14 protein-coding genes are annotated in these 12514 nt (G+C 44.0%); 9 read left to right on the top strand and 5 right to left on the bottom strand.

Annotated features, from left to right (window positions below):
- The 3 genes from CO230_RS08890 to CO230_RS08900 are packed head-to-tail and all read left to right on the top strand — an operon-like array spanning position 1 to position 1752.
- Positions 1-819 carry a CheR family methyltransferase gene (locus CO230_RS08890; protein WP_122028277.1) on the top strand — a complete coding sequence of 273 codons (819 nt, stop codon included), beginning with the start codon at positions 1-3 and terminating at the stop codon, positions 817-819.
- Complete coding sequence (locus CO230_RS08895; RefSeq protein ID WP_122028278.1) at positions 819-1388, top strand: chemotaxis protein CheB; 570 nt, start codon at positions 819-821, stop codon at positions 1386-1388. The genes CO230_RS08890 and CO230_RS08895 overlap by 1 nt, the downstream gene beginning before the upstream one ends.
- A 1-nt stretch (position 1389) precedes the next feature.
- A complete protein-coding gene (locus CO230_RS08900; protein WP_122028279.1) occupies positions 1390-1752 on the top strand; it encodes a response regulator in 363 nt (120 codons plus the stop codon).
- Positions 1753-1802: 50 nt separating this feature from the next.
- Here CO230_RS08900 and CO230_RS08905 read toward each other — a convergent pair whose 3' ends face one another.
- Positions 1803-2582 (bottom strand): glycosyltransferase family 32 protein, encoded by a 780-nt coding sequence (locus tag CO230_RS08905; protein ID WP_122028280.1) that lies wholly within the window; start codon positions 2580-2582, stop codon positions 1803-1805.
- A gap of 111 nt (positions 2583-2693) precedes the next feature.
- Here CO230_RS08905 and CO230_RS08910 point away from each other — a divergent pair, with 111 nt between their 5' ends.
- Positions 2694-4067: an alpha-amylase family glycosyl hydrolase gene (locus tag CO230_RS08910; protein WP_122028281.1), complete on the top strand. Its 1374-nt coding sequence runs from the start codon at positions 2694-2696 to the stop codon at positions 4065-4067.
- A 63-nt stretch (positions 4068-4130) separates the two neighbouring features.
- Here CO230_RS08910 and CO230_RS08915 read toward each other — a convergent pair whose 3' ends face one another.
- Entirely contained in the window at positions 4131-4577 is a 447-nt protein-coding gene (locus tag CO230_RS08915) for a KTSC domain-containing protein (RefSeq protein WP_122028282.1), read from the bottom strand.
- 414 nt (positions 4578-4991) lie between these two features.
- Between CO230_RS08915 and tyrS the strand changes: the two genes are divergently transcribed.
- The 3 genes from tyrS to CO230_RS08935 all read left to right on the top strand — a co-directional run bounded on the left by tyrS (position 4992) and on the right by CO230_RS08935 (position 7893).
- Entirely contained in the window at positions 4992-6287 is a 1296-nt protein-coding gene (gene tyrS / locus CO230_RS08925; protein ID WP_122028284.1) for a tyrosine--tRNA ligase, read from the top strand.
- A gap of 128 nt (positions 6288-6415) precedes the next feature.
- On the top strand, positions 6416-7168 hold the full coding sequence (locus CO230_RS08930) for an acyl-CoA desaturase (RefSeq protein WP_122028285.1): 753 nt from the start codon (positions 6416-6418) through the stop codon (positions 7166-7168).
- 86 nt (positions 7169-7254) lie between these two features.
- On the top strand, positions 7255-7893 hold the full coding sequence (locus CO230_RS08935; RefSeq protein WP_122028286.1) for an alpha/beta hydrolase: 639 nt from the start codon (positions 7255-7257) through the stop codon (positions 7891-7893).
- Between the two features lie 193 nt (positions 7894-8086).
- Here the strand turns inward: CO230_RS08935 and purE are convergent, their stop codons facing one another.
- Positions 8087-8599 carry a 5-(carboxyamino)imidazole ribonucleotide mutase gene (gene purE / locus CO230_RS08940; RefSeq protein WP_122028287.1) on the bottom strand — a complete coding sequence of 171 codons (513 nt, stop codon included), beginning with the start codon at positions 8597-8599 and terminating at the stop codon, positions 8087-8089.
- Between the two features lie 48 nt (positions 8600-8647).
- On the opposite strand from purE, the gene CO230_RS08945 reads away from it, so the two are divergent.
- A complete protein-coding gene (locus tag CO230_RS08945) occupies positions 8648-9613 on the top strand; it encodes a DMT family transporter (RefSeq protein WP_122028288.1) in 966 nt (321 codons plus the stop codon).
- A 4-nt stretch (positions 9614-9617) separates the two neighbouring features.
- On the opposite strand, the gene CO230_RS08950 is transcribed toward CO230_RS08945, so the two are convergent.
- The gene (locus CO230_RS08950; protein WP_122028289.1) at positions 9618-10724 is read right to left on the bottom strand and encodes a 5-(carboxyamino)imidazole ribonucleotide synthase; all 1107 of its coding nucleotides are present in this window, start codon (positions 10722-10724) and stop codon (positions 9618-9620) included.
- A gap of 160 nt (positions 10725-10884) precedes the next feature.
- Here CO230_RS08950 and CO230_RS08955 point away from each other — a divergent pair, with 160 nt between their 5' ends.
- Positions 10885-11961, top strand: coding sequence for an endonuclease/exonuclease/phosphatase family protein (locus CO230_RS08955; protein WP_122028290.1), 1077 nt, complete (start codon positions 10885-10887; stop codon positions 11959-11961).
- 2 nt (positions 11962-11963) lie between these two features.
- Here the strand turns inward: CO230_RS08955 and CO230_RS08960 are convergent, their stop codons facing one another.
- On the bottom strand, positions 11964-12512 hold the full coding sequence (locus tag CO230_RS08960; protein ID WP_122028291.1) for a DUF1543 domain-containing protein: 549 nt from the start codon (positions 12510-12512) through the stop codon (positions 11964-11966).
- Positions 12513-12514: the final 2 nt, after the last annotated feature.

Below are 12514 nucleotides of genomic sequence, written 5' to 3' on the forward strand. Positions count from 1 at the left end.
TTGCATTCAGAACACAGTGACGAGCATCTGGAAACACTGCTTTCCGATGTACTGGAAATTTACGGTTACGATTTTACAGGCTACTCCAGAGCTTCGCTGAAGCGGCGGGTAGTAAGGCTTTATGAACTTGATAAGTTCGTGAGTTTTGCCGAATACCGTTATAAAATACGTACAGAACCAGCATATTTCAAACGGTTTTTAGAGCAGGTGACCATTAATGTGACTGAGATGTTTCGCGACCCAGGTTTCTACAAATCCCTACGTACCGAGGTATTGCCAAGACTTGGCACTTACCCTTTCATCCGCATCTGGGTGGCGGGTTGTAGCACCGGCGAAGAAGCATACTCCGTAGCTATTTTCCTTAAAGAGCTCAACCTGCTCCATAAATCGCTGATTTATGCGACAGACATTAATAATGCGGTGCTCGAAAATGCTGCGCAGGCCATCATTCCTATGAGCAAACTGCAACTCTATACCGAAAATTATCTGGCAGCCGGTGGTAGCGAGCAGTTTTCTGATTATTATTCGGCCAATTATTCGTTAGGGAAACTGAAAGATGAACTGCGCTCTAAGATTATTTTCTCCAGCCACAATCTGGTGACCGATAATTCGTTCAATGAGTTTCAGTTGATCCTTTGTCGGAATGTGATTATCTATTTCGACAGGCCGCTACAGAATAAAGTTTTCGATCTATTTGATAACAGCCTTGAAAAATTCGGGTATCTGGCTCTTGGCACTAAAGAATCTCTTGATTTCTCGCCAGCAGCCAAAAATTTCTCGAGACTTAAAGGCGAAAAAATCTGGCGTAAAATTAATTAATGATGACATGTGAAGCGTTGGTTATTGGTGGATCTGCCGGCAGCTTGGAGGTGCTGTTAAAAGTACTCCCTGGCCTGCAATCACCATTGCCTTTTCCCATCATTATCGTATTACACCGCAAATCCGGTAAAGACAACATCCTTACCGATCTGCTTGCTGCCAAAACCAGCCTTAAAGTAAAGGAAATCGAAGAAAAAGAACCCATACGTCCTTCGACAGTGTATATAGCGCCACCAAACTATCATCTGCTGATGGAAAGAAACAGAACTTTCTCTTTGGATGCTTCAGAAAAAGTGAATTTCTCGCGCCCTTCACTTGATGTAAGTTTTGAAAGTGCGGCAGATACCTATCGGGACCGGCTCGTTTGTTTGCTGCTATCCGGTGCCAACGGTGATGGTGCTGTCGGACTTCAGAAAGTAAAAAACAAAGGCGGTGCGGTACTGGTACAAGAACCTGGTTCAGCTATAGTAAGCTATATGCCAGCGTTTGCCCTCGCTCAGGTAGGTGCAGATGCCATACTAAGGCCAAGTGAAATGGCGGCATACGTTAACAATTTAGCTAAAAATTAAAATGACAAAAAAAGTATTTATTTTTGATGACAATATAGAAATCCTGGAACTTTGTACAGAAATCCTACAGGATCTTGGTCTTGAGGTGAAAACCACCCCCACCACCAATAAAGTGGTTGAACAGGTGAAATCTTACATGCCCGATTTAATTTTCATGGATAACTGGCTGCCCGACATCAGCGGTGTAGAAGCTACGAGACTTTTAAAAAATGACGATGCACTGAAAGATATTCCTGTACTCTATTTCTCCGCGAACAGCAACATCAGTGAGTTGGCCAGCGAGGCCGGTGCCGACGATTATCTGGCCAAACCCTTTGATATTGATGCTTTTGAAGAAATGGTAAAGAAGTATTTGGGGTTGTAACCACAGGTTATTTGGATATAAACTGATTAAAAACTTGGTTTTTCATGAACTCAGTTTTCTCTGTTGTTCAGGTATTCTTTTATATGCTCTCGTGGTATGAGATCCAGCACCGCATTCACGCGGATGATCTTATGCTCGTTGATAATACTTTTAACCGCTTTTTTTGCGTCAGGATAAGTGGTGAGCCGTTCTAAAAGTCCATAGACATTCACCTTTTTTTTGTGGGTATTCTCAGCATCACCGCCAAACCACGAGCCGTTGAAATGGTGGCTCACGTAATTTTTGGGTAAATCCTGCGAAAAATAAACAGAGGGATAAAGTTTCACACCGTGTTTCAGTTCCTGGATCGTGTCGCTGTAACGGTCTGCGCCGTATTCCTTTTCAAGCATTTCGGAGAAAATATCAGTGTTGATGCGTTCGAAGAATCCATCCTGGCAGTTGTACCATTCCATGAAATCTTTTGAAAGCTGATGCTTCGGCTCCGCCATCCAAAACGCTGAATACGGCACACCTTTCACCTCAAAACCGCAAACCGCCTGCTCATTCAAGAATTCATCGAGCGGAAGTTTGAGTTCCATATCTGTATCCATGTAGATGCCACCGTGCTCGTACATCACTTTCGAGCGCACATAATCGGAAACAAAAGCCCATTTTCCCTGCGCATAGGCATCTTTCACGTACTGATTATCTTCCAGCGGTGAGTTGCTGTCATTCCACTCAATAATTTCGAAATCCGGATGAATACGCTTCCAGGAGGCGATGCAGTGTTCCGCAAGTTCAGATTTTGGCTGTCCGCCAAACCAACAGTAATGTATTTTTTTTGGAATCATAGGAGATTTTAATTTTAATATTTCGGAGGGTGGCTGCAAAGATTGAACCTAACGCGCATTTTTTTCTTTTTAAATAAGTGCTATTTTTAATGTTTAAAAAACCTTAACCAAATGACACGTGCACTCATTACATTATTCCTATTATTACATTATACGATGAATTCCCAGCAACTACCCGACCGTTACCACCCCAAACCCTATGTTGAAATAAAAAGTCCCGATTGGGTAAAAAACGCCACACTTTACGAACTCAATGTTCGGCAGTTTTCTGCCGAAGGAAATTTTAAGGCAATTGAAAAACAACTTCCGCGGCTGAAGAAAATGGGCATCGACATTATCTGGCTGATGCCCATACAGCCCATCGGCGAGGTGAACCGCAAAGGCAGCCTTGGCAGCTACTATTCGGTAAAGGATTATCTCGGCATCAATCCTGAATTTGGCACGGATGCCGATTTCCGAAGTTTGGTGAAAGCCATCCACGCACACGGAATGTACGTGATCCTCGATTGGGTGGCCAACCACAGCAGCTGGGATAACGAATTGGCAACAAAGCATCCCGACTGGTACACGAAATCACGCGACGGCAAATTCCAGTCCACGCCTTGGCGGGATTATGATGATATTATCGATTTTGACTACTCAAAACCTGAACTTCGGAAATACATGACAGACGCGCTGAAATTCTGGGTGAAAGAGTACGATATCGACGGCTACCGCTGTGATGTGGCGAGTTTTGTACCGATCGATTTCTGGGAAAATGCCCGCGCTGAACTCGATGCAATAAAACCCGTTTTCATGCTGGCCGAAGCCGAAGATAAAGAACTTCACCGAAAAGCTTTTGATGCGACGTACAACTGGACATTGTGGAACATCCTGCATCAAATTGCCATTAACAATAAAAGCGCAAAAACACTCGGCGAAGCCTACATTGCCGAACATGTTTCGATTTTCCCGAAAGAAGGGATCCGCATGAACTTCATCGACAATCACGATAAAAACTCGTGGGAAGGCACCCAATACAGCAATTTCGGAGACGCTTTGAAAGCAGCCACCGTCTTCACCGTGATGATGGATGGCATGCCACTCGTTTACAGTGGCCAGGAAGCGGGACTGGACCGCTCACTTAAATTTTTTGAGCGTGACCCGATCGAATGGAAAGATCACGAAAACGCAGCGCTCTACACCACCCTTTTCACACTTAAACACAAAAATCAGGCGCTCTGGAACGGCAGGCACGGCGGTGAAATGGTAAGAATTATGAATGACAACATGGAGCAGGTGATTTCATTTGTACGCGAGAAAAATGGCGACAAAGTCTTGACTTTCATAAATTTAAGCAAGGAAAAAGTGAAGGTTAGTTTCGATACGTCTTACGATGCCGGCACATACACCAATCTCTTTACGAGAAAAACCCAAAAAGTTTCCAAAGAAATGAAGCTGACTATGGAACCGTGGGATTTTGTGGTGCTGCATAACTCAAAGTAAAATCAGCAATTTCTAAATTACAAAAATGCCTCACTTTCGATGAGGCATTTTTTTCAAAATATTTTAGTCGACCATCGCTTCGCCAGCCTTTCGGTAGGTGAAATTGCCGTAGATATGTCTCCGTGCAAAGCGGCTCGGCGAATCTGCGTTCACCATCTTGATGTAGGTATTGCGCGGCACACCGATGTATTCATACATCTTGCCGTTCAGGTGCTGTACTTTCAGGATTTGTTTTTCATATTCAAAATCCTGGATATTTGATTTTGCAGTGGTTTCAGTATATTCTTCTCGATATTTTTCCTGGGTTTCCGGGTTGATGCTAACCAGGAAATGATAGGCCTCAATCACCTTTTTGCTTTTCTCCTCAGCTTCCAGCTTTCCGGTCTCATCATTCACGAATTTGTCGGGATGCGCGTCCTTCATGGTGTTGCGGTAGATAGTTTTGAGGTCTTTCAGTGTCGCGGTTTTGTCTACACCAAGCAGTTTTCTGTGTTCGCCAATTCTTTTCATATTTGCGGTTCTGTGGGATTTGGTTTATAAGTATCGCGCTCTAATCCAATGTTTAACGCTATCGTTACATCTGAATTTCGGGGTGCAAAATTAGGATTTTAAAATTTAAGGCAGATTTTTTTGGTTTGGGCGCCTTTTCCCGCCCTCCGTTCCCGCTTCCGCCGTGCCGGCGGAGAGCTCCACTCAGGTCGGGGCGCGGGTACAGGGCAATAATACCTTTCGGATGAAAATGAAGGTCATCTTTAAAAACAAACACCGGAGACCGCGCAAAACCCTAGCCCGGATCGCAGCGGCATCCTTTTTCGCTGATTGAGCGAAAGCGAAATCAGCGGAAAAGATACAGCGGAGAGCCGGATAAAGCTCCTAAAAAATTGAACAAAAACCCTATCTTTGCAGCTTAAAATTTTACAGAAAATGAATCCCTTTATTGAAGAACTGAAATGGCGCGGCCTGTTTGCCGACATGATGCCCGGTACCGATGAACAACTGAATAAAGAAGTGACTACAGCGTATATCGGCTTCGATCCTACGGCAGATTCGCTTCATATCGGGAGTTTAATTCCAATCAAAGTTCTGGCGCATTTTCAGCAGCACGGTCACAAACCGATCGCGCTTGTAGGCGGCGCAACCGGCATGATCGGCGATCCATCGGGAAAATCAACGGAAAGAAACGCGCTGGATGAGGAAACACTCAATCATTACGTAGCTTGCCTAAAAAACCAGCTTTCTAAATTTCTTAAGTTCGACGGCAGTGAAGCCAACAGCGCTGAACTGGTGAACAATTATGATTGGATGAAGGAGTTTTCTTTCCTCGAATTCATCCGTGATATTGGCAAGAACATCACCGTGAATTACATGATGGCCAAAGAGTCGGTGAAGAAAAGAATCACCGGTGAAGGCGGCGCGGAGGGAATGAGTTTCACGGAATTTACTTACCAGTTGCTTCAGGGCTACGATTTCTTGCACCTGTACCGTGCGAAAAATGTGAAACTTCAGATGGGCGGCAGCGACCAATGGGGAAATATCACCACCGGAACAGAACTAATCCGCAGAAAGGCGCAGGGCGAAGCGTTCGCACTGACCGTACCGTTGATTACAAAAGCGGACGGCTCGAAATTCGGCAAATCTGAAAGCGGTGAAAATTACTGGCTCGACCCAAAGAAAACTTCACCTTATAAATTCTACCAGTTCTGGGTGAATGCGACGGATGAAGATGCGGAACGTTTCATAAAATTCTACACTTTTTTAAGTAAAGAAGAAATCGAAATTTTAATCGCCGAACACAAAACCGCGCCACACGAAAGAAAACTTCAAAAAAAACTGGCTGAAGAAGTGACCGTTTGGGTTCATAACCGTGAAGAATTTGAAAAAGCGGTGAAAGCTTCGGAAATTTTGTTCGGGCGTTCAACGGCGGAAGATCTGGTGAATTTGGATGAAGCTACTTTCCTCGAAGTTTTTGAGGGTGTACCGCAGAAAGATATCGCGAAAAGTGAAGTGCTGGAAAGCAGCGTGATTGATCTGATCTCAGAAAAATCCGGTTTCCTAAAGTCTAAAGGCGAGGCGAGACGTGAACTTCAGAGCAATTCGATCTCCATCAACAAGGAAAAAGTAAATGATACTTTTGAGATTAAGGAATCAGATCTCATTGACGGAAAATTTCTTTTACTGCAAAAAGGCAAGAAAAACTACTTCATCGTGAAGGCTGTTTAACAAATATAAATTCCGGTTTCAAGCCGGATTTTTGTTATTTCATGCATATATTTTGAGGCTTGTCATGCGACATATAAACAAGTGTTTAACTTTTTATGTTGTAATTTTGGCTCAAATTATTATTTTTAATGGCAGTTATTATTTTCATCATCGTGCTCTGGTATTCAGGGCTATTTTTTCAGACTTTTTTCCTGCACCGTTACGCAGCGCACCAGACTTTCAAAATGTCGAAATTCGGCGAGAAACTATGTTATGTTCTGACTTGGATTACGCAGGGATCCAACTATCTTTCCGCTTACGGCTACGGCGTAATGCACCGCATGCACCATGCCTACGCCGATACGGAGAAAGATCCGCATTCCCCCAAATACGACCACAACTTGTTTGCGATGATGTGGCGTACCAAGTCTATTTACCAGCAAATTAACCAGCAGAAGGTAAAGATTGAGGAGAAATTCACCAAGAATGTTCCGCAGTGGGAGGCTTTCGATAAGTTCGCCAGTTCATGGGGTTCAAGAATTGGCTGGGCAATTGCCTACACCGCTTTCTTTTACTTTTTCGCAACCGCCTGGTGGCAGTGGATCCTGCTTCCGGTGGCGTACATGATGGCGCCAATTCACGGGGTAATCATCAATTGGTTCGGACATATTTACGGCTACGTGAATTTTAAAGTTTCAGATACTTCTAAAAATCTTTTCCGTTTCGATTGGCTGATGATGGGCGAAGGTTACCACAACAACCACCACAAATTCGGCGGACGTGCCAATTTCGGTGGCGTAAGATGGCACGAGATCGATGTTACGTATATGATTATGCTTCTGCTTGATAAAATGAAGCTCATTAAACTAAAACCCGTACCTGTGGTAAAAAGGGAAGTGTAACATTTAATAATTAACCGGATGAACAGTCCGGTTTTTTTAATTCCACTGCTCGCTTGATGCTCCGTTAAAAATAATATCTTTGTGTTATGGATTTATCTTATCTGGTTCGTGAACCGCAACACATCACGCCCGAAACGCCACTGCTGATTTTACTTCACGGTTACGGGAGCAATGAAGAAGATTTGTTTTCGTTTGTTCCTACCCTGCCCGAGGATTGGCTGATTGTGAGTTTCCGGGCACCACTGAACTCGCCGTACGGCGGCTACTCTTGGTACGATATCGATCTGATGAATGTTGAAAATCGTGTAGATGTGCCGCAGGCAAAAGAATCGCTGGATGGGCTTCTAGATAATATCATGAAAATCACCAACCAGTATGGACTTACCGAAAACGACACGCATCTCATCGGTTTCTCTCAGGGTGGAATCATGTCTTACGCGCTGGCTCTGCAAAACCCTGAACTTTTCCGTAAAGTTGCCTGTCTAAGCGCTTATCCTGAAGAAAAAATAATGCCTAATATGGTGAAGGATAAAAAGAAACTGGAGCATCTTCGCTTCTTTATTTCCCATGGCACTGATGACGCGACTGTGCCGCTCGAATGGGGCAGAAAAGCCGCTGAACTGCTGTACGATTTAAGTTGCTATTTCACTTTCCGTGAATACATGAATGGACATGGCGTCAACCAGAAAAATTATATGGATCTGATGGATTTCCTCAGAAAATAGATGATTAGAAAGAATCTTTCATTTGTCGTGCTGATTTCTGCGACATTTTTCATGCGAAAGTTCAGCTTGTCGTAAATTCTGTTCAGTTAAACACACCTTCGCATGCATCCATACAAAGCTGGATGATTACAGCACCAATTCCGAAGCTTATTGGTTTAAAGAATTTGCTGCGGCTTACCGGTGGCTTTTCGGGTTATAAATTATCTTGATCATACTGATTGGGATGGCTATCTTTAATTTCATCAACAGTACCAAGAACTTTTTCCTTCAGCGAATCTTGATATTCCTGAAGTTTTGCTGCCACTTCCCTATTACCAGCCCCTATAATTTTTGCGGCAAGAATCCCGGCATTTGTGGCACCATTCAGGGCTACTGTAGCCACCGGAATCCCCGAAGGCATCTGAAGAATTGAAAGAACAGAATCCCAGCCATCAATCGAGTTTGATGATAATATCGGCACGCCGATCACCGGTAAAGTAGTACAACTGGCGACCATACCCGGCAGATGTGCGGCACCGCCAGCTCCTGCAATAATAACGCTAAGCCCTCTGGCATGCGCTGTTTTGGCATAATCGAACATTCTTTCGGGTGTGCGGTGGGCGGAAACTACGGTAAGTTCGTACGGAATTTCCATTGATTTTAAAAAGTCTGCCGCCTGCACCATTATTCTCAGATCGCTTTGGCTGCCCATGATGATTCCGACCATTTTTGTGTATTTCTTTAATTATATTGATGCCCTAAAGTTAATAATTTTATGAGCACGAAACGACTGTCTTTCGTATGTAAAGAGTACTTTTGCAGCGTGAAAATCAAAAAAGATTATGGGCTAATATTGGCCATATTAACAGTAGCGATTGTTTGGGGAACAACTTTTCTCGGTATCCGTGTAGCGGTAGAAACCATTGCGCCCTGGTATGTAGCAGGTATCCGGCAATGTATAGCGGCACTTTTGCTGCTCGGCATCCTGATGTACCGGCAAGAGTTCCGCTGGATAGGCTGGAAAAATTTCTTCGTGCAAATCTTATTTTCTGTACTGATGCTGGTGATTGCCAACGGCATGGTAACCGTCGCTGAAGAACAGGTAACCAGCAGTTTGGCCTCATTGATCAGTGCGGCTTCCCCACTTGTTGTATTTCTGGGGAGCGTACTTTTGGGTCTTCAAAAATTTACTGTCCGGGCGCTGGCCGGGGTGCTGATGGGTTTTTGTGGTATTCTGTTAATCTTCCGTGATGGGTTAGAAGACTTGTTGAATCCGGAATACCGATTGGGTATTATTTTTATCTTCATTGCCATCAGTGGCTGGGCTGCCGGCTCTATATTCACTAAAAAATTGCAACTTCAGAACCAAAACATTTCGCTGAACCTTTTTTATCAGTTTGCCTTCGCAGGGATTTTCCAAACGCTTTTGGGCTGGTGGATCCATGGGGATTTCGCTACAGAAGACTGGTCTTTTAAGAGTGTATTGGCAACTTTGTATCTGGCTGTGTTCGGTTCGGTAGCGGCATATTTTGCGTTTCATTATGCATTAAAGAAGATTTCGCCTACACAGATTTCTTTGCTTTCTTATGTAAATACCATCATTGCCATCATCCTGGGATGGTGGATCCTTGATGAGGAAATTTCGGCTGCTTTTATCGCTGCCGCGGTACTGATTATCGGTGGGGTTTTTATTACCAATTACCAAAAAGGCATGTTCAGGCGGAAGCGGGCTTCATCATAAACCATTAAGATTTCACCTGTACCAAAGATTTTATCAGGATGAGTTTCCCCATCAGTTCATCGCGTGAATCTGCGAGTACATTGATGTGTCCCATTTTTCTGCCAGGCTTCGTCTGTGTTTTCCCATAGAGATGAATGTATGTTTTCGGTAATCTCAAGACTTCTTCAAGACCTTCATACCGTGCTTTTCCTTCGAAACCATCTGCACCGACTAAATTTAACATGCCTGAAAAGCCAAAAGCATCGGTATCCGCAAGTGGGAGATCTGTTATCACACGGTAAAACTGCTCGAACTGCGAGTTCGCATTGCCTTCCTGAGACTGATGTCCCGAATTATGTAGGCGTGGCGCAGTTTCGTTCACCCAAACCTTACCTTCGCGGTCGAGGAACAGCTCGATGGCAAATAACCCGGGCGATTGTGCGGCGGCGGTGAATTTCTTTGTAATCTCAAGGATTTGTTGCTGTACTTCCTGAGAAATCTGCGCTGGGCAAATATTAAAATCCAACAGGTTAAGCTTGGGATCAGCGACCATTTCTGTCACCGGGAAGGTGCGCGACACCCCCTCTTCATTTACCGCTACGATGACCGAAAGCTCTTTATCAATATCCACTAATTTTTCAAGCACGGAAGGCGCGTCCCAAAGGTTTTTAAGATCATCTTGGGTACGGATCACCTGTACGCCTTTCCCATCGTAACCACCGGTATTCAACTTCTGAACGAATGGCAGCGGGAAACTGGCTTCTTCCCTATTTTGAATGATTTGAAAATCCGGACTGGGGATTTGGTGCTGAAGATAGAATGCTTTCTGAAGAATTTTTTGCTGAATTATTCGGATAATGGAAGGATCTGGGATTACTTTTACACCTTTTTTCTGCAAATCTGCAAGTGCATCGGTATTTACATGCTCAATCTCGATGGTCACCACGTCTTTGCCTTGCCCGAAATCCATCACTGTCTGATAGTCGCTGAAGGAACCTTGCGTAAGATTTGAGATGGCGCTGCATGGCGCATCAGCCTGCGGATCAAGGGTGTACCATTCGTCATCATACTTCAGGGCTTCCTGAATGAGCATCCGGCCCAATTGGCCACCACCGAGAATTCCTATTTTCATGGTAAAATATTTGCGCGGTTTTTGAATAGTTTAAAATCCTTATCGCCGCAAAAATACAAAAGCTATACATGAAATAATAAAAACTGCGCGGTTATTTAAATATTTAATGGAGAACGGCTGTTGCCACGTTTTTTTATTTTTACTTTGTATGAAATAAACTATGGAGGTCTTAATTATCATTCTTTCTACGTTGCTGATCTTGCTCAGCATTCTGCCGCTATCGAAGAACCAGCACTGGGTATTCCGCGTACCGGAATTCATGAAACTGCAGATTTTCATTTTGCAGGTTCCGGCACTTATTCTCTGCAGTATTTTCATGGAGCGTACCGTTTGGTTTTGGGTATTGAATGTCTCTCAGCTTTTCCTGGCGGCTTATCATCTATACATCCTCATCAGATACACTACCTTTTATCGGAAAAAATACATTTCTGACGCAGCGACACGATCAGAAACCATTAAAATCATCTCCGCGAACGTATATCAGTTCAATACCGATTACCAAAAATTCCATCAGTTGATCCACAGGCACCGCCCCGACATCTTCATCACCATGGAAAGCAACGCGGCATGGGAACACGCCAACCGGCCGCTCGAAAAAGAGTATCCTTACACAAAAAAAATGACGCTCGAGAATACGTACGGGATGCACTTCTATTCTAAAATACCATTTACCAAGGCCAAATTCCATTTCTTCGTGGCAGATGACGTCCCGAGTATCGAAGTTCATTTTGAAACAAAGACCGGGGAGCACTACATTGTTTACGGAGTACATCCGCCGCCGCCAAGTCCAACGGAAGAAACCACGTCTAAAGAACGCGACGGCGATCTGCTGTCACTGGCAAAAAAAATCAAGAAACAGCAATTGCCGTGTTTGGTTATAGGGGATTTCAATACCGTAGCGTGGTCGGATACCTCTATCCTGTTCCGTAAAACGAGTGAACTGATTGATGCCCGCCTTGGAAGAGGGATTTTGGCGACATTTCATGCCAGATATTGGTTTTTCCGTGTGCCGCTTGACCTATTGTTTCACAGTCCTGAAATCTTTATCAGCGAATTGAAGACGCTCGAAAATTTTGGTTCAGACCACTTCCCTATTTTGTGTGAATTCAGCATTAACAGTGAAGATCCACAACAGGCTAAGGATATTAAGACGACAGACAACGAAGATATGGAGGAGGTAAATAAACTGATTGAAGAAGGTAAAGCTGAAGAAAGCGACAACCGTACAAGTAAATAATCTTACAGTTTAGACAGCTTGAAATAGCCTACATGTATTGGGTTGGGGGCGACTTCTGGAACCGGGCGAAGAACAATTGAATATTTCGACCGCATAGCTGCGGGTAAAACATCTTCCACCCGAAAAACATCATCCACATCTACCCCATATTTATCGTCGATATGGCTTACAGCACCTTTAAACCCCATTGTTTTGTAGAAATCGGTCTGTTTTGCCTGCTTTACGGCGGTTGCCATATCATTTGCTACACATAAGTGCTGCTGATGAAACTCCTGGAAAACCCCTGGTTTATAACCACCTAAGCTGAAGAAAAACAATTGCGGACCGTGCTTTACTTCCGTTTTGTTCATAATACTTACCTGATGGCCCTGTACGTAATTAACCTCCTGATAACCATCAATATGAATATCACCGCCAGCCTCTGGCCAAAACGACTTTATCGCAGGAACCAAATCACGAATTTCTTCCGCAATACCAAAGAAAACATCGTGCTGCTCCGTGTGTCGGCCTTTGGGTGTCGCTCCGAGTAAAATATAAAAGAGTTTCGGCATTT

The sequence above is a fragment of the Chryseobacterium sp. 6424 genome (genome assembly GCF_003692615.1).
Taxonomy (GTDB): domain Bacteria; phylum Bacteroidota; class Bacteroidia; order Flavobacteriales; family Weeksellaceae; genus Kaistella.

Bases quoted from the DNA above. Each gene is read 5' to 3' on its own strand.
- CO230_RS08895 (WP_122028278.1), top strand. From the start codon at position 819: ATGATGACATGTGAAGCGTTGGTTATTGGTGGATCTGCCGGCAGCTTG.
- CO230_RS08900 (WP_122028279.1), top strand. From the start codon at position 1,390: ATGACAAAAAAAGTATTTATTTTTGATGACAATATAGAAATCCTGGAA.
- CO230_RS08905 (WP_122028280.1), bottom strand. From the start codon at position 2,582: ATGATTCCAAAAAAAATACATTACTGTTGGTTTGGCGGACAGCCAAAA.
- CO230_RS08910 (WP_122028281.1), top strand. From the start codon at position 2,694: ATGACACGTGCACTCATTACATTATTCCTATTATTACATTATACGATG.
- CO230_RS08915 (WP_122028282.1), bottom strand. From the start codon at position 4,577: ATGAAAAGAATTGGCGAACACAGAAAACTGCTTGGTGTAGACAAAACC.
- tyrS (WP_122028284.1), top strand. From the start codon at position 4,992: ATGAATCCCTTTATTGAAGAACTGAAATGGCGCGGCCTGTTTGCCGAC.
- CO230_RS08930 (WP_122028285.1), top strand. From the start codon at position 6,416: ATGGCAGTTATTATTTTCATCATCGTGCTCTGGTATTCAGGGCTATTT.
- CO230_RS08935 (WP_122028286.1), top strand. From the start codon at position 7,255: ATGGATTTATCTTATCTGGTTCGTGAACCGCAACACATCACGCCCGAA.
- purE (WP_122028287.1), bottom strand. From the start codon at position 8,599: ATGGTCGGAATCATCATGGGCAGCCAAAGCGATCTGAGAATAATGGTG.
- CO230_RS08945 (WP_122028288.1), top strand. From the start codon at position 8,648: ATGAGCACGAAACGACTGTCTTTCGTATGTAAAGAGTACTTTTGCAGC.
- CO230_RS08950 (WP_122028289.1), bottom strand. From the start codon at position 10,724: ATGAAAATAGGAATTCTCGGTGGTGGCCAATTGGGCCGGATGCTCATT.
- CO230_RS08955 (WP_122028290.1), top strand. From the start codon at position 10,885: ATGGAGGTCTTAATTATCATTCTTTCTACGTTGCTGATCTTGCTCAGC.
- CO230_RS08960 (WP_122028291.1), bottom strand. From the start codon at position 12,512: ATGCCGAAACTCTTTTATATTTTACTCGGAGCGACACCCAAAGGCCGA.